Here is a 20,581-nt window from a genome sequence, read left to right on the forward strand (position 1 = left end):
TCCGGGGATGTGTGCCGGACGAAGGGGGCGTAGCCTCAGGCCGGGCCGGGTGCCTTGCCGGGGTTGAGGATGTTGTCGGGATCGAACTCGCGCTTGATGCCCGCCATCAGCCCCAGTGCCACCGGGTCCAGCTCGCGCGCCACATAGGGCCGCTTGACCAGCCCGATGCCGTGTTCGCCGGACAGGGTGCCGCCGAGCGCCAGGACCAGCGTAAAGACCCCGTCGAGGCAGCGTTCGGCCGCCGCCAGCTCCTGAGGGTCGTCCGGGTTGACCAGCAGGTTCACGTGGATGTTGCCGTTGCCGGCATGGCCGAAATTCACGATCTTGATCGCGTGCTCCGTGGCCAGGCGGTCCAGGCCCGCGATAAGGTCGGGGATGCGCGAGACCGGCACGACCACATCCTCGTTGATCTTCTTGGGCGCGACCGTCCGCAGCGCCGGGGACAGGGCCTTGCGTACGGCCCACAGGGCCTGTGCCGCCTCGGTGGTGTCGGCGCTGTGGGTCTCGAGGCAACCGGGGCCCTCGGCCGCGGTGCGCACGCCGGCGGTGGTGGCGTCGATACCGGCCTCGGTGCCATCCGTTTCGATCATCAGGATGGCGCCGGCGCCCGCGGGCAGGGGGCAGTCCGGATCATAGTCGCGAATCATGGCAATGGCGGAGTGGTCCATGAATTCCAGCGCCGAGGGGACTTCCGCTCGGGCCATCAGGCGCGAGACGGCGCGGGCAGCGTCGCCGACATTGCGATATACCGCCTGGATCAGGCGGGTCGCCTCCGGCCTGGGGGTGAGGCGCAGCGTGGCCTCCGTGATCACGGCCAGCGTGCCCTCGGAGCCGATCAGCAGCCGGGTGAGGTCGTAACCCACGACACCCTTGGTGGTGTGGACCCCGGTGCGAAAGGCCTCTCCGGTGCCGGCCACGCCGGCGAGGCCCAGGGTGTTGTCCCGCGGGGTGCCGTACTTCACCGCATGCGGCCCCGCGGAGTTGTACGCCAGGTTGCCGCCCAGGGTGCAGTAGGCGCTGCTGGTCGGATCCGGTGGCCAGAAAAAGCCGTGGCGTCCCGCGGCCTGCTGGATCTCGCCGTTGGTGACGCCGGGTTCCGCGATCAGCCAGCGATTGTCCGGGTCCACCTCGAGGATGCGGTTCATGTGCTCGAAGGACACCACCAGCCCCCCGTGGTCCGGCACCGCGGCGCCCGTGGTGCCCGTCCCGCGCCCGCGGCAGGTGAGGGCGACGCCCAGGCGCCGGCACAGTCCTACCAGCTCGCGCACGGTATCCGCGTCGCGCGGGAAGGCCACTGCGTCCGGGACCGCGTGGAGCTTCGAGTTGTCCGCGCCATACGTCCAGCAGTCCGCCGGATCGAGTAGCCGATCGCCGGGTGCCAGCAGTTGTTCCAGTTCGCGGGTCAGTGGAGTCATGGGGCGGGCTTTGGATTCAAGGGAGCCGGTTTAATCGGTGGGTGCCTGGATGGCGTCCTGCAGCCACTCGATCCGGTCGCGGCCATCCAGGGTCATGACATCGAAACGCACCGGCCCGTTCCAGGCATGCTCCTGCAAATAGGCCTCGGCGACCCGGAGCAGGCGCGCCTGCTTGCGTCGGTCGATGCTCTCCGCGCCGCCGCCGAATCCCGGGTGGCTGCGCTTGCGTACCTCCACCAGCACCAGCGTGTCGCCCTCCTGGGCGACGAGGTCGAGCTCGCCATACGGACGGCGGACGTTGCGAGCCCGGATCTCCAGGCCGCGGGTCTCGAGGTAGGCGGCGGCCCGGTCCTCGGCGGCCTGTCCCGAGACGCCCGGGCGAAACACTCAGGAGCCTCCGGCGGGGAGGTCGATGCGCCGGGGTTCGCCGCGCTCGAAGCGCGCCCAGGCCGGCTCCCGCACCCATTCATGATTGAACGGGTTCAGGCCCCAGGTCCCGGTGGCGCCGACCAGCTGGTGATGCGGGGCGCTGCGCACCGCTTCCTGGCGCAGGCTCAGGCGCAGCGCGTCCATCCCCAGGGCGACAAAACGGGGCAGTGCCTCGTCGCCGGCGTCCGCTTCTTCGCCCAGCGGGCTTACCCGGTCGAACAGGCGCGGCGCGTCGGGAAATACGATCCCGTTCAGGTCGGCATCGCGATTCGCATCCGGACGGCCCGAATAGACATGGGCCGTCGCCATCATCGGCAGGTGGCTCGCGCGGTGAAAGTGCACGTGCGGCACGATACGCCGCACCTGCGGGGCCGACCCGGCGATGAACAGATGGTCCACATCGGCACGTACCTGCGGATCCGCCTCCAGTTCCAGCCCGGTCCGGCGCGCCACCTCGCGAATGCGGGATTCGCTTTGCGGGATCCCCAGGGCATTGCCAATGGTGGCGTTCAGTTCGCCCGCAGTGGGCTGGACCCGGATCACGTCGCGCGGGCGTCGATCGTCCTCGGCGAGCGTCGCCTGGTAGGCGCTCGCCACGCGATCGCCGAAGGCCCCCTCCGGCAGGATCACCAGCGGGTGCAGCCAGCCGGCGCGCGCGGCGCGATCGGCCACGGCCCGGGCGTCCTCTTCCGGGTTCAGAGCCAGCGTGGTCATCGCTTCGTGGGCAATGGTGCCGGCCCGGTTCAGCAGCACGGATGGAACGGCCTGATCGCTGGTTGCGACCTGCTGAACCGATTCGCGCCGCAGTGGGCCGATGATGCGCGCGACGCCCGATTCCACGCCGCGCCGGTAGAGCGCGGCCGCGGCATCCGGCTCCCCGCGAGTGTCGCGCACGATCAGGCGCCCGTTGCTGGTCCCCTCTGCGTAGTAGGCGCGGGTGATGCCGTCCAGGACGGCGTTGCCGAGCTCGCCGAGATCGCCCGACAGGGGCAGGAGCACCAGAGTGTCGCCGGGTGCGTCCGGCGTCAGGGGATGGGACGCCAGCAGCTCCGGCAGCAGGCTGTTGGCCGGGTGCGAGGGATGGCGTTCCCGCCACTGGCCAGCGGCCTGGCGTGCCGCGTCCAGCGTGTCGGCGCCGCGCAGCAGCCGGAACAGGCTGACCCAGGCATCGCCATCCGGCGGGTGGTTGCCGGTCACTCGTTCGCGCTGGGCCGGGCGCAGGGCCGCAAGCAGACCCCACAAGCGCTGCTGGTTCTCGCTGTGCAGATCCGGCTCCATGATCAGGAGCCCGTCCAGGCGCAGGCGGGCGTCCAGGGCCTGATACCATTGGCCTTCGTGTTCCAGCAGCCGGGCGTGGAGCGACAGGCCTTCACGATAGACCTCCGGTGAACGCGTCGGATCGTCCGGATCGTCCGCTCCGAGACGCTCTCGGGCCAGGTCCCAGTCGCGCTGGGCCGCCGCCAGGCGCGCGCCCAGCAGGCGGCCGGCCTGGGAGTCCCGTTCGGCGTCGGGCAGCTCGGTCCAGAGGGTGTCGGCCCGCTCCAGCTGATCCGGCGTCGCCGGGTCCAGTGCCAGGACGGCTTCGATCGCACCCCGGATGGTCTCCGGTTCCGGGCGCGAGCGCGCCTCGCTCAGGAGCAGGCTGGCGCGGACCTCCGGCGGGAGTTCGGCCAGATCCACGCGGGGTTCGGGCTCCGGGGCCGGTTCCGGGTCCGGGCGCGGCGTGGCGCACCCGACCACAATGGCCGCGGCCAGCAGCAACAGGGCAAGGCGGGACAGGGGCCGGGCGTGTCCGGCGCGATGAAAGGGTCGGGGCACGATGGTGGTCACGAGGTTTCCCTGGCGAATGAGGAGTCAGTATTGAAAGCGCATCAGGCCGTGTCAACGAACTGGGGCACGTTGTGGGTAGTGGCCACGCCGATTGGTAATCTCGGCGACATGAGCCCGCGTGCGGGCGAGATCCTGGCCCGGGTGCAGCGCATTGCCGCGGAGGATACGCGACACAGCGCCGGACTGCTGGCCCACCTGGGTGTGCATACGCCGCTGGTCAGCCTGCACGAGCACAACGAGGCCGAGCGGATCCCGGCGCTGCTCGAGGCATTGCAGGCGGGGGAGTCGGTGGCCCTGGTCTCGGATGCGGGCACGCCGCTGGTGTCCGATCCCGGCTTCCGTCTGGTGCGCGCGGCGCGGGAGGTGGGCGCGCCGGTGCGGGCGGTTCCGGGCCCCAGCGCCCCGCTGGCGGCGCTGGCCGTGGCGGGGTTGCCATCCGACCGCTTCTGTTTCGAGGGCTTTCTGCCGCATGCGGCCGGGGCGCGTCGGCGGCAGCTGGAGGCGCTGCTGGCCCAGCCGGTTACCACGATCGTATTCGAGTCGTCTCATCGTATCCGGGCTGCGGCCGGGGACCTTGCCGGACTGGCGCCCGAGCGCGAGGTATTTCTGGCGCGCGAGCTGACCAAGCAGTTCGAGGAGCACTACCGGGGCCCCGCTGCGGACCTCCCGGCCTGGCTGGATGCGGATGCCAACCGCACCCGCGGCGAGTTTGTCCTGATCCTGGGGGCGGCGCCGGCCCCGGAAACCGGCGGCGAGGCCGACGAGCCGCTGGCGGCCGAACACGAGCGCCTGCTCGCCGCGCTGCTGCAGGAGCTCCCCCTCAAGCGTGCCGCGCGCCTGCTCTCCGATGCCACCGACCTGCCACGCAACCGCGTCTACGCCCGCGCCCTGGCCCTCAAGGACGCCCAAAGCTAAGGCTTGGTTTTCACCACGAAGCACACGAAGGCACGAAGAAGGGCAAGGTCAAGGGCGCTTCAGAGGAAGTCGCGAAGGTTTGAAGGAATGAATGCGGGTTGAACCCACTGGGCTCGGACGGTGTAGCAATGAGTGTCCGGCCAATCCTGCCAGCAGTAACGCCCTTCTTCGTGCCTTCGTTTGCTTCGTGGTGAACAAAAGGGGGGGCGTCGGCGGCCAGGCCCCTGAAAAGCCTTGCGTTCCGTGGCGAGGCGGCGTACAAGGAGCGCGGGAGTCGGCCGGGCAGTCGCTGCATCCTCGGATGTGGAGGAAAGTCCGGGCTCCACAGGGCAGGACGCCAGGTAACACCTGGGCGGCGCGAGCCGACGGAAAGTGCCGCAGAAAATACACCGCCGATGGCCTTCGGGCACAGGTAAGGGTGAAATGGTGCGGTAAGAGCGCACCGCGCGACTGGTAACAGTTCGTGGCAGGGTAAACCCCGTCCGGAGCAAGGCCAAATAGGGGTGCATGGTGTGGCCCGCATCGCACCCGGGTAGGCTGCACGAGGCGTCCGGTGACGGACGTCCCAGATGAATGACTGTCCACGACAGAACCCGGCTTATGGCCGGCTCCCACTTTTTCCCACCTGTGAGTCTCCCGCCGCCGTGCCGGTTCGGGCCGGTTCCGCTGTGTCCGTGGCAAACTTGTAAAGTGATGCATGAAGTTTGGGCCTCAACGCGAGGCTTTTAATACCCTTCTTCCAGCTCTTTCGGCGCCCTCGCGTCGGTCACGCTAAGTCTCTGTGATTCAACGCTTATTTTTTGTTTTTCGGGGTCGATTTTCTTGACTCTGGAGGATGCCCGTACCTATAGTGTCGAAAAGTGGGTCAAAGTGGGGAAAGGTGGGTAACCACCGCTACCAGCCATGTTTCGAGGCGTCAGCCAGCTCAATCTGGATGCGAAGGGCCGCCTGGCCATGCCGGCGCGGTATCGCGACGACCTCGCTGCGAGCTGCAACAGCCAGCTGGTGATTACCGTTGATCCCTCCCGTTGCCTCCTCCTCTACCCGTTTCCGGAATGGGAGCGCATCGAGCAGAACCTGATGTCCCGCCCCAACATGAATCCCAAGGTGCGCAATCTGCAGCGCCTGCTGGTGGGTCATGCCACCGAATGCGAGCTGGATGGCAGCGGCCGGTTGCTGCTGCCCACGCCCCTGCGTCAGTACGCCGGCCTGGAAAAGCGGGTCGTGCTGCTGGGGCAGGGCAAGAAGTTCGAGATCTGGGACGAGGCCACCTGGGAGGAGACCTGCGCCCAGGTGCTGGGGGGTGACGTGGATGACGAAGCGCTCGAGTCCATCGCGTTGTGACGGGCATGGAATCCGTCTCCCATATTCCGGTGCTGCGCGACGCGGTGCTGGAGGGCCTGGCCGTGCGAGCTGACGGCTTCTATGTCGATGGCACCTTCGGCCGCGGTGGCCATAGCCGGGCCATCCTGGAGCGGCTGGGGCCGGAGGGCCGGCTGCTGGCCATGGACCGCGATCCGGAAGCCGCGGCGTCCGCCGAGGCGCTGGCCGACGACCCCCGCTTCGCCTTCGAGGCCGGGCCGTTCTCGACCATGGCGGACACGTTGCGCCGGCGCTTCCCCGAGCGCGGCCCGGACGGGGTGTTTCTGGATCTGGGCGTGTCCTCGCCGCAGCTCGATACGCCCGAGCGCGGCTTCAGCTTTCAGCATGATGGTCCGCTGGATATGCGCATGGACCCCGCCAGCGGCGAGAGCGCCGCGGACTGGCTGGCACGCGCCGACGAGGGCGAGATCGCCGATGTGATCTACCACTATGGCGAGGAGCGCCACTCGCGGCGCATCGCCCGCGCCATCGCGGCCGCGCGCGCCGAGGCGCCGATTACCCGTACCGCCGCGCTGGCCGAGATCGTGCGCCGGGCCGTGCCGAAGCGCGAGCCGGGCAAGCACCCGGCGACCCGCACCTTCCAGGCCCTGCGCATCTTTGTGAACCGGGAGCTCGCCGAACTGGAGCAGTGGCTGGCCACGATCCCGGACGTCCTGCCGCCCGGCGCGCGGCTGGTGGTCATCAGCTTTCATTCGCTGGAAGACCGCATGGTGAAGCAGGCCCTGCGCAAGCCGGTGTCCGACGTGCGGCTGCCGAAGGGCCTGCCGGTGATGCCGGAGGAGCCGGAGCGCAAGCTGCGGCCGGTCGGCAAGCCGGTGCACGCCGATCGCGAGGAACAGCGCATCAATCCGCGCTCGCGCTCGGCCGTGCTGCGTGTCGGGGAGCGACTCTGATGGTCGTGCGCGGACTTCTGGCAGTGGCGCTGGCGACCGGGGTGTTTGCCTCGGCGATCGGGGTCGTCGCGGCGAAGCACGAGGCCCGCCAGGCCTTCGTCGACCAGCAGCAGGCGCTCGCCCAGCGCGATGTCCTGAATCTGGAATGGACGCAGTTGCAGATCGAGCAGTCGACCTGGGCGACCCAGGGCCGGGTCGAGGAACAGGCGCGCCGGCAGCTGGACATGATCCAGCCGGATTCCGACCGCATCGTGGTGATCGGGGGTGATGTGTGGGCGCGCTGAAGCGGCAGATCAGCGGCGGTCGCCTGAAGGTCGTGATCGGCGTGTTCGCGCTGGCGGGCATCGCGTTGCTGTTGCGCGCCGTCGACCTGCAGGTGCTGGAGCGCGACTTCCTGACCTCGCAGGGCGAACAGCGCCAGGTGCGTACCCTGACCGAGTCCGCCCATCGCGGCATGATCACCGACCGCCATGGTGAACCGCTGGCGATCTCGGCCCCGGTGCAGACCGCCTGGGCCAATCCGCAGGACCTGATGGAACAGCGCGATCGCTGGTCGGATCTGGCGGCGGCGCTGGAGGTGGAGCCTGCGTGGCTGGCGGAGCGGATCGAGAGCCGGTCCTCGCGCGAGTTCGTCTATCTGCGCCGCCACATGCTGCCGGAACAGGCCGAACGCGTGGCCGCGCTGCGCATGCAGGGGGTGGGGCTGACCCGCGAGTTCCGTCGCTACTATCCGCACGGCGAGGCGACGTCGCACGTACTCGGCTACACCAACATCGACGATCAGGGCCAGGAGGGGGTCGAGCTGGCCTTCGATCAGTGGCTCTCGGGCCAGCCGGGAGCCAAGCGCGTGCTGCGCGATCGCCACGGCCGCACCATCCGCGACGTCGCCAGCATTCGCCCCGCGCGGGACGGCAATACGCTGGCGCTGACCCTGGATCAGCGCCTGCAGTACCTGGCCTACCGCGAGCTGAAGGCCGCGGTCGCCGAACACAACGCGCGGGGCGGCTCCGCGGTGATGCTGGACGCCCGCAGCGGCGAGGTGCTCGCGCTGGTCAACCAGCCCGGCTTCAATCCGAATAACCGTGGTGCCATCCGTTCCGACCGCGCTCGCAACCGCGCCATCACCGATACCATGGAGCCGGGCTCGGTGATGAAGCCCTTCACCGTCGCGGCGGCCCTGGATGCCGGGGTGGTGGATGCCAACGCCACGCTGGAGACCGGCCCCGGTACCATGCGTGTCGGGCGCCTGACCGTTCGTGACCTGCGCGATTACGGGACCATCGACCTGACCACCCTGATTGCCCGTTCCAGCAACGTCGGGGCCACGCAGCTGGCGCTGGAAACCCCGGCGGATCGCTTCTGGCAGACCCTCCACCAGGCCGGGTTCGGGCAGGCGCCGGGCACCCATTTCCCCGGCGAGGCCCGCGGGCGCCTGCGGGACTTCACCACCTGGCGCGAGGTCGAGCAGGCCACGCTCGGCTATGGCTACGGCCTGTCGCTGTCGCCGCTGCAGATGGCGGCCGCCTACACCGCCTTCGCCAACGACGGCGAGCGCGTGCCGGTCCGGCTGGTGCGCACCGCCGACGATCTGCGCGAACCGGCGCGGGTGATGTCCCCGCGCACCGCGCGCCAGGTACTGGCGATGATGGAACACGTGATCGGCACCGAGGGCACGGCCCGCCAGGCGGCGATCGATGGCTACCGGGTGGCCGGCAAGACCGGCACCAGCCGCAAGAGCGGCCCGGGCGGCTATACCGAGGACCGCTATTTCTCCAGTTTTGTCGGACTGGCCCCGGCCTCCGATCCGCGTTTCGTGATGGCCGTGGTCATCGACGAACCCGATGCCGGGGTCTACTACGGCGGCGCCGTCGCGGCCCCCGTGTTCCGGCAGGTGGTGGGCTCGGCCCTGCGCATGTTTAATGTGCGTCCGGACGCGATGCCGGAAATCCCGATGCGGGTGGCGGCGGAACACGAGGGGGCCACATGATGGCCGCCCGCGATACCCGAGGCGAGGCTGCACCCGTGCTGGGCGATCTGCTGCCCGCCGGGTCCCTGCGCCCCGACCAGGCGGCCCTGCCGGTCGCCGACCTGGTCCAGGACAGCCGCAAGGTCGGCCCCGGCGCGGTCTTTGTGGCCCTGGCCGGCACCCACGGGCACGGTCTGGCGCACGCCGCCGATGCGGCTGGCCGTGGCGCCCGGGTCATCCTCTGGGACGAGGGCGAGCCCCCGGAATCCGCCGTGGAGGTCCCGCTGATCCATGTGCCGGGCCTGCGCGACCGGCTGCCGCAGATGGCGCGCGCTTTGTTCGGGGCGTGGCCGGAGGCGGCCCCCCTGGTGGCGGTGACCGGCACCGATGGCAAGACCACGGTGACCCACCTGATCGCGCTGGCCCTGGAGGCCCTGGGCCGGCCCACCGGCCTGATCGGCACCCTCGGCGTTGGGCGTCCCGGGCAGCTGGAGGCGACCGGGCACACCACGCCCGGGGTGCTCGATCTGCATCGTCATCTGGCGGATCTGGCGGGGTCCGGTTGCCAGGCCGTGGCGCTGGAGGCCTCCTCGCACGGTCTGGCGCAGGGGCGCCTTGCCGGGGCCCCGATCACGGTCGGCGTGCTGACCTGCCTGAGTTCCGACCACCTCGATTTCCACGGCAGTCAGGAGGCCTATGCCGAGGCCAAGGCCCGCCTGTTCGCCTGGCCCGGCCTGCAGACGGCGGTGCTGAATGTCGACGACGCCTTCGGGCGCCGGATCGCCGGGGGACTGCCGCCGGGTGTTCGCGCCCTGACCTACAGCGCGACCGGGGCGCCGGCCGACTTGCGCGCCCGCGACGTGGCGGCCACGCCGGACGGGCTGCGCTTCACGCTCGAGGCCGAGGGCCAGACCCGCACGGTCCAGTCCATGCTGTTCGGCCTGTTCCAGGTGGGCAACCTGCTGGCGACCCTTGCCACGCTGCAGGCGCTGGGCCTGGAGCGTGAACAGGCCATCGCCGCCCTCGCACGGCTGCCCGGCGTGCCCGGGCGCATGGAGCGCTTCCCGCTGCCCAACGGGGCCCTGGCGGTGGTCGACTATGCCCACACCGCCGAGGCGCTGGACGCCGCCTTGCGCGCCCTCCGGCCTCACACCGAGGGACGCCTGAGCGTGGTCTTCGGGTGCGGTGGCGAGCGCGACCGCGGCAAGCGTCCGGCGATGGGACGGGTGGCCTGCGAGCGTGCGGACGTGGTCTTCGTGACCGACGACAACCCGCGCGGCGAGGACCCGGCCGAGATCCGAGCCGAGATTCTTGCCGGCTGTGCCACGGCCGCCGAATGCCACGAGATCGGTGATCGCGCCACTGCGATCGCCAGCGCCCTGGCGGAGGCCGGCGCGGGCGATGTAGTGCTGGTGGCCGGCAAGGGCCACGAGACCACTCAGGAGATTCGCGGGCAACGGTATCCGTTCAGCGACCGCGAGCAGGTGCGGGCCGTGGGGCGTCGGCATCCGCAGGACACGCGCGACCCGCAGCGCGCGACGGGCGAGGAGGGAGAATGATTCGCATGACCAGCCAGGAACTGGCCGAGGCCGTGAAGGGGCGCCTGCAGGGGGCGGGCGACGTGGCCTTCGAGGGCGTGTTCACGGACACCCGCGAGCCCCGCCCCGGGGCGCTGTTTATCGCGCTGAAGGGGCCCAACTTCGATGCCCACACGCAGGTGGCCGCCGATCTGCCGGCGCCGGTGCTGCTGGTGGAGCGCGCCCTGGATGTCCCGCAGCCGCAGGTCATTGTCTCCGATACGCGGGAGGCCCTGGGGCGACTCGGCCGCCACTGGCGCCGCCAGAGCCGGGCGCGGGTGATCGCCCTGACCGGTTCGAACGGCAAGACCACCACCAAGGAGATGCTGCGCTGCATCCTCGAGGGCGCAGGCTCCGTGCATGCCACCGCGGGCAATCTGAACAACGAGATCGGCGCGCCACTGACGCTGCTGGCCATGCCGCAGGACGTGGACTACGCGGTGATCGAGCTGGGCGCCAATCACGCCGGCGAGATCGGCCGCATGGTGCGCTGGGTCGAGCCGCAGGTGGCCATGATCACCAATGCCGGGCGCGCACATCTGGAGGGCTTCGGGAGCCTCGAGGGCGTGGCGCATGCCAAGGCCGAGATCTACTCCGGGCTGCCCGCCCAGGGCGGTACCGCCGTGATCAATCTGGACGACCCGTTTGCCGACTACTGGCTGTCCCTGAACGAGCACCACCACTGCCAGCGCTTCTCGCTGGAGGGCGGCGGCGAGGTCGAGGGGATGTGGCAGGCCCCGGACCGGCTGCGGCTGGCGATCCTCGGCGCCGGGCGCGACCTGCGCCTGGCCGGCCCCGGGCGCCATCTCGCGGCGAACGCTGTTGCCGCGGCCGCCGCGGCCAATGCGGTGGGCATCGGGATCGACCGCATCGTCGAGGGCCTGGCGCAGTGGAAGCCCGTCCGCGGGCGCCTGCAGGAACTGTGGCACGTCACTGGCGCACGCCTGTGGGACGACAGCTACAACGCCAACCCGGACTCGCTGCGGGCCGGGCTGGAGGTGCTGGCGGCTATGCCCGGCCGGCGCATCCTGGTGCTGGGTGCGATGGGCGAGCTGGGCTCGGAGACCCGCGAACTGCATCGCGAAACGGGCCGGCTGGCCCGGGCCATGGGCATCGACCACTGCCTCGCCCTGGGCGACGCCGCGCGCGACAGTGCCGAGGCGTTCGGTGACGGTGGCGAATGGTTTGCCGATCACGGCGCATTGCAGGCGCGCCTGGAGGCGCTCCTGGCCGAGGGTACGACGGTGCTGGTGAAGGGCTCGCGCAGCCAGCACATGGAACGGATCATCGAGGGGCTGGACCTAGCCTCGGCAGCGCCGGAGGTGGCGGATGCTCTACGCGCTGACTGAGTACCTGAGCCAGTTCTATTCCGGCTTCACGGTCTTTCAGTACCTGACCGTTCGCGCCATCCTCGGGGTGGTCACGGCGCTGGCGATCGCGCTGCTGATCGGCCCGGCGATGATTCGCCGCCTCACTGTCGGCAAGGTCGGCCAGCAGATCCGTGACGACGGCCCCGAGTCGCACCTGACCAAGGCCGGCACCCCGACCATGGGCGGCGCGCTGATTCTGGTCGCGGTGGCCATCGCCACCCTGCTCTGGAGCGACCTGACCAACCGCTTCGTCTGGCTCGTGCTGCTGACGACCCTCGCGTTCGGTGCGGTCGGCGGCTGGGATGACTACCTGAAGCTGCGCTATGGCAACAGCAAGGGGCTGTCGGCGCGCGCCAAGATCCTGTGGCAGACCCTGTTCGCCCTGATCGCGGCCGGCGTGATCATGTACACCGCGCAGGGCCCGGTAGAGACCACGTTCTACCTGCCGGTGTTCAAGGACATCCAGTTCAGTCTGGGCTGGTTGTTCATCCCGCTGGTCTGGCTGGTCGTGGTCGGTTCCTCGAACGCGGTGAACCTCACCGACGGGCTGGACGGCCTGGCGATCATGCCTGCGGTGCTGGTGGCCGGGGCCCTGGGCGTGTTTGCCTACGCGGCGGGTCATGCGGTGTTCGCCGACTATCTCGGCATCCCGGCGGTGCCCGGGGTGGGCGAGGTCGTGATCTTCACCGCCGCGCTGGTCGGCGCCGGGCTCGGGTTCCTGTGGTTCAATACGTACCCGGCCCAGGTATTCATGGGCGATGTCGGGGCCCTCGCGCTGGGCGCGGCCCTGGGCATGCTGGCGATCCTGACCCGGCAGGAGATCGTCCTGCTGATCATGGGCGGCATCTTCGTGCTGGAGACGCTGTCGGTGATGCTGCAGGTCGCCTCGTTCAAGCTCACCGGGCGGCGCATCTTCCGCATGGCGCCGCTGCATCACCACTTCGAACTCAAGGGCTGGCCGGAGCCGCGCGTGATCGTGCGTTTCTGGATCCTGACCGTGGTGTTCGTGCTGATCGGTCTCGCGACCCTGAAGGTGCGCTGATCCCATGATGCGAGCCAGCGGCGACAACCTGATCGTGGGCCTGGGGGCGACCGGACTGTCGGTGGCCCGCTTCCTGCGCGCGCAGGGCCAGTCGTTTGCGCTCACCGATACCCGGGCGGCCCCCGCGGCGCTGGCTACGGGCGCGGACTGGGTGAACGCCGCCTGGGTGGGGCCGCTGGACGATCTGGATGCCACGGGCTTCGCCCGAATTGTGGTCTCGCCCGGTGTCGCCCTGGAACAAACCGTCCTGCAGCAGGCGCAGGCGGCCGGTGCCCGCCTGATCGGGGACATCGATCTGTTCGCCGAGCAGGCGACCGCCCCGGTGATCGCGATCACCGGCTCCAACGGCAAGAGCACCGTGACCGCCCTGGTGGGCGAGCTGCTCCAGGCCGCTGGCTACCGTGTCGCGGTCGGCGGCAACTTCGGGACCCCGGCGCTGGACCTGCTGGAATCGGCGCCCGATCTGTACGTGCTGGAGCTGTCCAGCTTCCAGCTGGAGCGCAGCCACACATTGGCGCCGGCCGCCGCCGCCATCCTGAATATCTCCCCCGACCACCTGGACCGCTACGCCGATCTGGACGCCTATGTACGCGCCAAGGCCCGGATCCTGGATCGCGCCCAGCGCGGCGTGCTGAATCGCGAGGACACCTGGCTGCGCGAGATCGCGCTGCCGCAGGACCTGCAGGTGATCTCCTTCGGTCTCGACGCCCCGCCGCGTGCGGTCGACTTCGGCGTGCGTCCGGCCCCCGAGGATGGCCCCGAGCTGGTGCATGGCGACGAGGGCCTTCTCGCCACGGGTCGCCTGCGCCTGCGGGGGCAGCACAACTGGGCCAACGCCCTGACCGCGCTGGCGCTGGCCTGGCCGTGGCTGGAGCCAGGCGCGCCCCGGGCCCGTGCACTGGCGGCGCTGGCCGAGTTCCCCGGGCTGCCGCACCGCTCGCAGTGGATTGCCGAGGTCGACGGGGTCGCATACATCAACGACTCCAAGGGTACCAACGTGGGTGCCACCCTGGCCGCGCTGCGTGGCACGCCGGGGCCGCTGGTGCTGATTGCCGGGGGGCAGGGCAAGGGCCAGGACTTCGCCCCGCTGGCGGATTACATCCCGGGCAAGGTCCGCGGGGTGGTCCTGCTGGGCGAAGACGCGCCGGCCATCGCCCGCGCCCTGGCATCAGTGGTGCCGGTGCAGCGCGTCGACGACATGGCCGCCGCGGTCGCCCAGGCCGCCGCCTGGGCGGAGCCCGGGGATACCGTGCTGCTGTCGCCGGGCTGTGCCAGCCTGGATATGTACGAGAATTACCAGGCGCGCGGCGACGACTTCGCCCGCGCGGTGCGGGGGCTCGCGGCATGAGTGTCTCGAGTAGCCGCCTCGGACTGCCGGATCGCGGCCTGGTGGCCGGCCTGCGCGATCACGTGGACCTGCCTCTGCTGGCGGTCGCGGCGACCCTGCTGGGGATCGGGCTGGTGATGGTCGCTTCGGCCTCCATGGGGTTGGGCGAGCGCTATTTCGGCAATACCTGGCACTTCTTCCAGCGCCAGGTGATCTTCGCCGCTATCGGTCTGGCGGTGGCGACCTTCCTGTGGTCGGTTCCGCTGGCGCGCTGGGAGCGCGCGGGGCCCTGGTTGCTGATCCTGGTGATGGTGCTGCTGATCGCCGTGCTGATCCCCGGGGTGGGCCGCACGGTGAACGGGGCGACCCGCTGGATCCCGCTGGGCATGTTCAACCTGCAGGTGGCGGAGCTGGTGAAACTGCTGGTGGTGATGTACCTCGCCGGCTACATCGTGCGCCACTACTCGACGCTGCGCCTGCATTTCCTCGGCTTCATCCGTCCGCTGATCGTGCTCGGGGTGGGCACCATCCTGATGCTGCTGCAGCCCGACTTCGGGGGGGCGGCGATCATGCTGGCGATCGGCATGGGCATGCTGTTCCTCGCCGGTGCCAAATTGTGGCAGTTCGCCGCGCTGGGGGTCACGATCGGCGCCGGTATGGCGGTGGTGGCGGTCGCGGCACCCTACCGCGTGGCGCGCCTGACGGCCTTCCTCGACCCCTGGCAGGACCCGTTCGCCACCGGCTTTCAGCTGACCCAGTCGCTGATCGCGATCGGCTCCGGCGGCTGGTTCGGGGCCGGGCTGGGCAACAGCGTGCAGAAGCTGTTCTACCTGCCGGAGGCGCACAACGATTTCCTGTTTGCGGTCTTTGCCGAGGAGTTCGGCTTCGTCGGCGTTATCGCCCTGATCGCGCTGTTCGGGGTGCTGGTCTGGCGCTGCATCCGTATCGGCCTGTATGCCGAGCGCGCCGGCCATGCCTTCGCCTCCCATCTGGCGTTCGGTGTGGCGATCTGGATGGGCCTGCAGGCCTTCCTGAACCTCGCCGTGAACATGGGGCTGCTCCCGACCAAGGGGCTGACCCTGCCGTTTCTCAGTTACGGCGGCAGTTCGCTGATTGTCTCGCTGGCGGCCATCGGCCTGGTGATGCGCGTCTACCGCGAGGCCCAGGTGCCCGCTCCTCGGGCGGCGCAGCCGTCCCGTCGCCGGCGCGGAGGTGCGGCATGAGGGCCCCCCGCATCCTGATCATGGCCGGCGGCACCGGAGGGCATGTGTTCCCCGGGCTGGCGGTGGCCGAGGAGCTGCGTGCCCGCGGCGCCCAGGTGCGCTGGCTGGGTACCACCCGCGGCGTGGAGGCGCGGCTGGTACCGGAGTCCGGCATCGAACTGACAACCCTCCCCATCGCCGGGATTCGCGGCAAGGGCGTGATCGGACTGGCGCTGGCGCCGTGGCGGCTGGGTCTGTCGCTGTGGGCGGCGCTGGGCCTGATGACGCGCCTGCGCCCGGACGCCGTGATCGGTTTCGGCGGCTTCGCGGCCGGGCCCGGCGGCCTGATGGCGGCCGCGCTGGGGCGCCCCCTGGCGATCCACGAACAGAACGCGGTGGCCGGCCTGACCAACCGCTGGCTGGCGAAGGTCGCCGACCGGGTGTACTCCGGCTTCGAGCACAGTTTTCCCGAACGGGTGGCGGTCACGGTCGTGGGCAACCCGGTGCGCGCGCAGATCGCCGGCCTGCCCGTCCCGGAGGTCCGCTTCGACGAGCGCGAAGGCCCGCTGAACATCCTGGTCCTGGGGGGCAGCCTGGGTGCCCGCTCCCTTAATCGGACCCTGCCCGCGGGCCTGGCGATGGTGGCGGCGCAACAGCCCCTGAACATCCGCCACCAGGCCGGCGAACGCACCCTGGAGGAGGCCCGGTCCGCCTACGCCGAAGCCGGGCTGGCGGCCGAGATCTCCGCCTTTATCGAGGACATGGCCGCCGCTTACGCCTGGGCGGACCTGGTGATCTGTCGCGCCGGGGCCCTGACCGTGGCCGAGGTGGCCGCCGCCGGGGTGCCGGCGATCTTCGTCCCCTATCCACATGCGGTGGATGACCACCAGACCGCGAACGCCGAGGCCCTGGTGCGCGCGGGCGCGGCCTGGATGATCGCGGATGCCGAACTGACGGCCCAGGCCATCTTTGACCGGGTCGGGCCGCTGGATCGCGAGGCCCTGCGGGCCCGCGCGGTCCTGGCGCGCGAGCAGGCCTGCCCGGACACGGTGCAGCGCCTGGCCGACGCCTGCATGGAGATGGCGGGTGCCCGCCCGGAGGGATCGTCATGAACGCCACGCGCCTGCCGCGTCACGCAATGCGCCGCATTCGCCGTATCCACTGCGTCGGGATCGGGGGTTCCGGCATGAGCGGGATCGCCGAGGTCCTGCACCAGCTGGGTTACCGGGTCTCCGGTTCCGACCTGGGGCAGTCGGCGATGGTCGAGCGCCTGAAGGCGATGGACATCCCGGTGGTGGCGGCCCATACCGAGGCGAATGTGGCGGACGCGGACGTGCTGGTGGTTTCCAGCGCGATCAACCCGTCCAACCCAGAGGTCCAGGAGGCCCGTCGTCGGGGTATCCCGATTGTGCGCCGCGCCGAAATGCTCGCCGAACTGATGCGTTTTCGCTACGGCATCGCGGTGGCCGGCACCCACGGCAAGACGACCACCACCAGCCTGGTCGCCAGTGTCCTGGCGGAGGCGGGCATGGATCCGACCTTTGTGATCGGCGGGCGCCTGAACAGCACGGCCAGTCACTCCAACCTCGGGGCCGGTGACTACCTCGTGGCCGAGGCCGACGAGAGCGATGCCTCGTTCCTCCATCTGCAGCCAATGATCAGCATCGTGACCAACATCGATGCCGATCACCTGGGGACCTATGGCAACGACTTCGGCAAGCTGCGCGCCACCTTCCTCGAGTTCCTGCATCACCTGCCGTTCTACGGCATCGCCGTGCTGTGCGCGGACGACCCGCAGGTGCGCGACCTGTATCCGGAACTGGAGCGCCCGCGCCTGACCTACGGCATCGAGCAGCCGGCCGACGTGCGCGCCCTGAATGTGCGCCAGGAAGGCGTGCGCATGTACTTCGATCTGGCCCTGCCGGGGCAGGCCGCATTCCCCGTGACCCTCAACCTGCCCGGCCGCCACAACGTGCTGAACGCCCTGGCCGCGGCGGCGGTCGCGCACGAGCTGGAGGTGGCGCCGACCGCGATCCAGGCCGCGCTGGAGCGTTTCCAGGGCATCGGCCGGCGCTTCCAGGTCCAGTCCTGGCAGGCCCCCAGCGGCCCGGTGACCCTGGTCGACGACTACGGCCATCACCCGCGGGAGATCGCCGCGACTCAGGCCGCCGCGCGCGATGCCTGGCCGGATCGGCGGCGCATCACGATCTTCCAGCCGCATCGCTATACCCGCACGCGTGACCTGTTCGAGGACTTTGTCGAGGCGCTGTCAGAGACCGATGTGCTGATCCTGCTGGAGGTGTATGCCGCCGGCGAGGAGCCGATCCCCAGTGCCGACGGCCGCAGCCTGGCGCGGGCCATCCGCTTGCGCGGTCAGGTCGAACCGGTGTTTGTCGAGCGGGCCGACGACGTCGTCGATGTCCTCGGGCGCATGCTGCGCGCGGATGACGTGGTCATTGCCCAGGGCGCCGGCGACATTGGCCGCCTGGCCGGTCTGCTCCCCGAACAGCTGAGCGCGTCCGGCGAGGGGGGCACATGATGGCGGCGCGCGAGATCGAGCCGATGGCGACGCCGTTCGCCGGGGAGCCGCGCGGGCGGCTGCAGGCCCGGGTGCCGCTGGCCGGGCTCACGTCGTGGCGGGTCGGCGGGCCGGCCGACTGGCTGTTCCAGCCGGTCGACCTCGACGACCTGGTGGCCGCGTTGCGCGACCACGCGACCCACGCCCCGCAGATGCCGGTGACCTTCCTCGGGCTTGGCAGCAACGTGCTGATCCGCGACGGGGGTGTCGAGGGGCTGGTGGTGCACCTGTCGGGTGTCCTCAACGAGCGCCGGCGTCTGGACGGTGATCGTCTCCTGCTGGGCGCCGGGCTGGCCTGTGCCCAGGCCGCGCGCTTCGGGGCCCGCGAGGGGCTGGTCGGGGCCGAGTTCCTGGCCGGCATCCCGGGCACGGTGGGGGGCGCGCTGTACATGAATGCGGGGGCCTGGGGCGGCGAGATCTGGCCGCTGGTGGAATCGGTGGCCACGGTGGATGTGCGCGGTGAACTGCATACCCGCACGCCGGCGGATTACTCCATCGGCTACCGCAGTGTCCGGGGCCCGGAAGACGAATGGTTCACCGGCTGCGTGCTGCGGCTGGCCCCGGGCGACCCCGAAGCCGGAACCCGACGCATCCGCGAACTCCTGCGCGAGCGCTCGGCGAAGCAGCCGCTGGGTCTGCCGTCCTGCGGTTCGGTCTTCCGTAATCCGGAGGGGGATCACGCGGCGCGTCTGGTGGAGGCGGCCGGGTTGAAGGGCCTGCGCCGCGGCGCGGCGGAGATCTCGCCCAAGCACGCCAATTTCATCACCCACGACGGGACGGCCCGCGCCGCCGATATCGAATGGCTGTTGCGCCATGCCCAGGACGCGGTGGAGCGGCGCTTCGGGGTGCACCTGGAGCCGGAGGTCCGGGTGCTGGGACGCGCCGCGGGTGCGAACGAGACAAGCGAGGGAACGGCATGAGCAAGCGAAGCGCACAAGACTACGGCCGGGTCGCGGTCCTGATGGGTGGCTGGTCCGGCGAGCGCGACATCTCGCTCCAGAGTGGCCAGGCCGTGCTGGCGGCCCTGCAGCGCCAGGGCGTGGATGCCCACCCGCTGGACCTGACCCGCGAGAGTGCCCGCTGCCTGGCGCTGGAGGGCTTCGACCGGGTGTTCATCGTGCTCCACGGCGAATGTGGCGAGGACGGCACGTTGCAGGGCTGCCTCGACATGGCGGGTGTGCCATACACCGGGACCGGCGTGCTCGGCTCCGCGCTGGGCATGGACAAGCTGGCCTGCAAGCGGCTGTGGGCGGGCAGCAATCTGCCCAGCGCGCCCTACCGCCTGCTGACACCCGGTTTCGATCCGGAGGCGGTCGCCGAGGCCCTGGGCCTGCCGCTGATCGTGAAGCCGGCCCGCGGGGGCTCCAGCCTCGGCATCACGCGGGTCGATCGCGTCGCGGATCTGCCGGCGGCGTTCGAGGCGGCCCGGCTGCAGCCGGGCCAGGTGTTCGCCGAGCAGTGGATCCGCGGGCGCGAGTACACCGTCGCGATCCTTGGCAACGAGCCGCTGCCCGTGGTGGAGATCCGTACCCCGGGTGGGTTCTACGACTACCACGCCAAGTACGAGGCCGATGATACCGGCTACGTCTGCCCGCCCCCGCTGGATTCGAGCGCGCTTCTGGAGCTGCAGTCCCTGGCGATCGCGGCCTTCGCGACGCTGGAGGGCTGCGGCTGGGGCCGGGTGGACATCCTGCAGGACGAGCACGGCGAGAACTTCCTGATCGAGGTGAACACGATCCCGGGCATGACCGACCACTCGCTGGTGCCCAAGGCGGCCGCGCAGGCCGGGATCGACTTCGACGAGCTGTGCCTGCGCATCCTCGACTCCAGTTTCGAGTGTGGAGGGCTGCGTTGAACGCACGGCGTACAACCCGACCCGCGCGCCGGCCGCAGTCGCAGGGGCCGTCGCCCTTGCGCCGCCTGGCCGGCCCGGGGCTGCGCCTGATGGCCGGCATGGGCCTTGCCGGGATGCTGGTGCTGGGCGCGCTGGCCTGGCTGCAGTTCGACCCGGATGCCTGGCTGCCGATCGAGCGCATCGAGGTGACCGGCAACCCGCAGCACGCGGATGTCGCGGCCGTGCAGGAGTTGGCCCGCGCCCATGCATCGGGCTTTGTCGGGGTCGAGCTGGAGCGCCTGCGCACGGCGCTGGAGGCCCAGCCCTGGGTGGACACGGTGCGCCTGCGCCGCCAGTGGCCGGACACGCTGGTGGTCGAGATCCGCGAGCCGGTGCCGGTGGCGCAATGGGGCGACGACCACCTGGTCGACCGCCACGGCCGGCTTTTCGGGCCGGTGGCGCTGGATGACTGGGAGGGGCTGCCGGCCCTGACGGGGACGGATGGGCGGCAGGTGGTGCTGATGCATCGCTACCTGGAGGTCTCCGCGCGCCTGGCCGATGCCGGGCTGGAGGTCACCGGGCTGCAGGAAGGGGCGCGCCATGACTGGAGCATCCACCTGGCGGACGGCGTGCGCGTGCTGATGGGGCGGGATGCCGATCTGAGCCGCCTGGGTCAGCTGGTCCGCGCGGTGCCGGCGATTCGCGACTATCGCGATGCCCCGGTGGAACGGATCGACCTGCGCTATCCGCACGGGCTCGCGGTGGCCTGGGCGGATGCGGCGGATGACGGTGCGGGAGACGCCCGATGACACGAACGACA

The 20,581-nt window shown here is 70.5% G+C and carries 18 protein-coding genes and 1 other RNA gene; 16 read left to right on the forward strand and 3 right to left on the reverse strand.

Features of this window, described 5'->3' with window-relative positions:
* Nucleotides 1–35: 35 nt before the first annotated feature.
* Genes F627_RS0107700 through F627_RS0107710 form a run of 3 tightly spaced genes read right to left on the reverse strand, consistent with a single transcriptional unit; the run spans nucleotide 36 to nucleotide 3,674 of the window.
* Nucleotides 36–1,415, reverse strand: a complete 1,380-nt coding sequence (locus tag F627_RS0107700; protein ID WP_019583707.1) for an FAD-binding oxidoreductase — start codon at nucleotides 1,413–1,415, stop codon at nucleotides 36–38.
* A gap of 30 nt (nucleotides 1,416–1,445) precedes the next feature.
* Complete coding sequence (locus F627_RS0107705; protein ID WP_018878160.1) at nucleotides 1,446–1,802, reverse strand: YraN family protein; 357 nt, start codon at nucleotides 1,800–1,802, stop codon at nucleotides 1,446–1,448.
* Nucleotides 1,803–3,674 (reverse strand): penicillin-binding protein activator, encoded by a 1,872-nt coding sequence (locus F627_RS0107710; protein WP_019583708.1) that lies wholly within the window; start codon nucleotides 3,672–3,674, stop codon nucleotides 1,803–1,805.
* A gap of 78 nt (nucleotides 3,675–3,752) precedes the next feature.
* Between F627_RS0107710 and rsmI the strand changes: the two genes are divergently transcribed.
* From rsmI to F627_RS0107785, 16 genes are all read left to right on the forward strand, one after another.
* Complete coding sequence (rsmI, locus tag F627_RS0107715; RefSeq protein WP_019583709.1) at nucleotides 3,753–4,589, forward strand: 16S rRNA (cytidine(1402)-2'-O)-methyltransferase; 837 nt, start codon at nucleotides 3,753–3,755, stop codon at nucleotides 4,587–4,589.
* 270 nt (nucleotides 4,590–4,859) lie between these two features.
* Nucleotides 4,860–5,205, forward strand: an RNA gene (rnpB, locus tag F627_RS15970) — RNase P RNA component class A.
* Nucleotides 5,206–5,492: 287 nt separating this feature from the next.
* Nucleotides 5,493–5,933 carry a division/cell wall cluster transcriptional repressor MraZ gene (gene mraZ, locus F627_RS0107720; RefSeq protein ID WP_017942776.1) on the forward strand — a complete coding sequence of 147 codons (441 nt, stop codon included), beginning with the start codon at nucleotides 5,493–5,495 and terminating at the stop codon, nucleotides 5,931–5,933.
* A 5-nt stretch (nucleotides 5,934–5,938) separates the two neighbouring features.
* Nucleotides 5,939–6,865 (forward strand): 16S rRNA (cytosine(1402)-N(4))-methyltransferase RsmH, encoded by a 927-nt coding sequence (gene rsmH / locus F627_RS0107725; RefSeq protein ID WP_018878162.1) that lies wholly within the window; start codon nucleotides 5,939–5,941, stop codon nucleotides 6,863–6,865.
* Nucleotides 6,865–7,149 (forward strand): cell division protein FtsL, encoded by a 285-nt coding sequence (ftsL, locus tag F627_RS0107730; RefSeq protein ID WP_019583710.1) that lies wholly within the window; start codon nucleotides 6,865–6,867, stop codon nucleotides 7,147–7,149. The genes rsmH and ftsL overlap by 1 nt, the downstream gene beginning before the upstream one ends.
* Nucleotides 7,137–8,852 (forward strand): penicillin-binding protein 2, encoded by a 1,716-nt coding sequence (locus F627_RS0107735; RefSeq protein WP_018879986.1) that lies wholly within the window; start codon nucleotides 7,137–7,139, stop codon nucleotides 8,850–8,852. Before ftsL ends, F627_RS0107735 begins: the two co-directional genes overlap by 13 nt.
* On the forward strand, nucleotides 8,849–10,390 hold the full coding sequence (locus tag F627_RS0107740; protein WP_019583711.1) for a UDP-N-acetylmuramoyl-L-alanyl-D-glutamate--2,6-diaminopimelate ligase: 1,542 nt from the start codon (nucleotides 8,849–8,851) through the stop codon (nucleotides 10,388–10,390). The genes F627_RS0107735 and F627_RS0107740 overlap by 4 nt, the downstream gene beginning before the upstream one ends.
* The gene (gene murF, locus F627_RS0107745) at nucleotides 10,387–11,757 is read left to right on the forward strand and encodes a UDP-N-acetylmuramoyl-tripeptide--D-alanyl-D-alanine ligase (protein WP_019583712.1); all 1,371 of its coding nucleotides are present in this window, start codon (nucleotides 10,387–10,389) and stop codon (nucleotides 11,755–11,757) included. Before F627_RS0107740 ends, murF begins: the two co-directional genes overlap by 4 nt.
* Entirely contained in the window at nucleotides 11,738–12,820 is a 1,083-nt protein-coding gene (mraY, locus tag F627_RS0107750; protein ID WP_018876478.1) for a phospho-N-acetylmuramoyl-pentapeptide-transferase, read from the forward strand. Before murF ends, mraY begins: the two co-directional genes overlap by 20 nt.
* 4 nt (nucleotides 12,821–12,824) lie before the next feature.
* Nucleotides 12,825–14,168 carry a UDP-N-acetylmuramoyl-L-alanine--D-glutamate ligase gene (gene murD / locus F627_RS0107755; RefSeq protein ID WP_019583713.1) on the forward strand — a complete coding sequence of 448 codons (1,344 nt, stop codon included), beginning with the start codon at nucleotides 12,825–12,827 and terminating at the stop codon, nucleotides 14,166–14,168.
* A complete protein-coding gene (gene ftsW / locus F627_RS0107760; RefSeq protein WP_019583714.1) occupies nucleotides 14,165–15,370 on the forward strand; it encodes a putative lipid II flippase FtsW in 1,206 nt (401 codons plus the stop codon). The genes murD and ftsW overlap by 4 nt, the downstream gene beginning before the upstream one ends.
* Nucleotides 15,367–16,461 (forward strand): undecaprenyldiphospho-muramoylpentapeptide beta-N-acetylglucosaminyltransferase, encoded by a 1,095-nt coding sequence (murG, locus tag F627_RS0107765; protein ID WP_019583715.1) that lies wholly within the window; start codon nucleotides 15,367–15,369, stop codon nucleotides 16,459–16,461. The genes ftsW and murG overlap by 4 nt, the downstream gene beginning before the upstream one ends.
* On the forward strand, nucleotides 16,458–17,888 hold the full coding sequence (gene murC, locus F627_RS0107770) for a UDP-N-acetylmuramate--L-alanine ligase (RefSeq protein ID WP_018876475.1): 1,431 nt from the start codon (nucleotides 16,458–16,460) through the stop codon (nucleotides 17,886–17,888). The genes murG and murC overlap by 4 nt, the downstream gene beginning before the upstream one ends.
* The gene (gene murB / locus F627_RS0107775; protein WP_018879982.1) at nucleotides 17,885–18,847 is read left to right on the forward strand and encodes a UDP-N-acetylmuramate dehydrogenase; all 963 of its coding nucleotides are present in this window, start codon (nucleotides 17,885–17,887) and stop codon (nucleotides 18,845–18,847) included. The genes murC and murB overlap by 4 nt, the downstream gene beginning before the upstream one ends.
* The gene (locus tag F627_RS0107780; RefSeq protein ID WP_018865655.1) at nucleotides 18,844–19,782 is read left to right on the forward strand and encodes a D-alanine--D-alanine ligase; all 939 of its coding nucleotides are present in this window, start codon (nucleotides 18,844–18,846) and stop codon (nucleotides 19,780–19,782) included. The genes murB and F627_RS0107780 overlap by 4 nt, the downstream gene beginning before the upstream one ends.
* A gap of 65 nt (nucleotides 19,783–19,847) precedes the next feature.
* Nucleotides 19,848–20,570 (forward strand): cell division protein FtsQ/DivIB, encoded by a 723-nt coding sequence (locus tag F627_RS0107785; protein ID WP_026332057.1) that lies wholly within the window; start codon nucleotides 19,848–19,850, stop codon nucleotides 20,568–20,570.
* Nucleotides 20,571–20,581: the final 11 nt, after the last annotated feature.

It is taken from the genome of Thioalkalivibrio sp. ALE16, assembly GCF_000381305.1.
GTDB lineage: Bacteria > Pseudomonadota > Gammaproteobacteria > Ectothiorhodospirales > Ectothiorhodospiraceae > Thioalkalivibrio.

Coding starts and splice junctions, on each gene's coding strand:
- F627_RS0107700 (WP_019583707.1), bottom strand. CDS start 1,415: ATGACTCCACTGACCCGCGAACTGGAACAACTGCTGGCACCCGGCGAT.
- mraZ (WP_017942776.1), top strand. CDS start 5,493: ATGTTTCGAGGCGTCAGCCAGCTCAATCTGGATGCGAAGGGCCGCCTG.
- rsmH (WP_018878162.1), top strand. CDS start 5,939: ATGGAATCCGTCTCCCATATTCCGGTGCTGCGCGACGCGGTGCTGGAG.
- ftsL (WP_019583710.1), top strand. CDS start 6,865: ATGGTCGTGCGCGGACTTCTGGCAGTGGCGCTGGCGACCGGGGTGTTT.
- F627_RS0107740 (WP_019583711.1), top strand. CDS start 8,849: ATGATGGCCGCCCGCGATACCCGAGGCGAGGCTGCACCCGTGCTGGGC.
- murF (WP_019583712.1), top strand. CDS start 10,387: ATGATTCGCATGACCAGCCAGGAACTGGCCGAGGCCGTGAAGGGGCGC.
- mraY (WP_018876478.1), top strand. CDS start 11,738: ATGCTCTACGCGCTGACTGAGTACCTGAGCCAGTTCTATTCCGGCTTC.
- murD (WP_019583713.1), top strand. CDS start 12,825: ATGATGCGAGCCAGCGGCGACAACCTGATCGTGGGCCTGGGGGCGACC.
- ftsW (WP_019583714.1), top strand. CDS start 14,165: ATGAGTGTCTCGAGTAGCCGCCTCGGACTGCCGGATCGCGGCCTGGTG.
- murG (WP_019583715.1), top strand. CDS start 15,367: ATGAGGGCCCCCCGCATCCTGATCATGGCCGGCGGCACCGGAGGGCAT.
- murC (WP_018876475.1), top strand. CDS start 16,458: ATGAACGCCACGCGCCTGCCGCGTCACGCAATGCGCCGCATTCGCCGT.
- murB (WP_018879982.1), top strand. CDS start 17,885: ATGATGGCGGCGCGCGAGATCGAGCCGATGGCGACGCCGTTCGCCGGG.
- F627_RS0107780 (WP_018865655.1), top strand. CDS start 18,844: ATGAGCAAGCGAAGCGCACAAGACTACGGCCGGGTCGCGGTCCTGATG.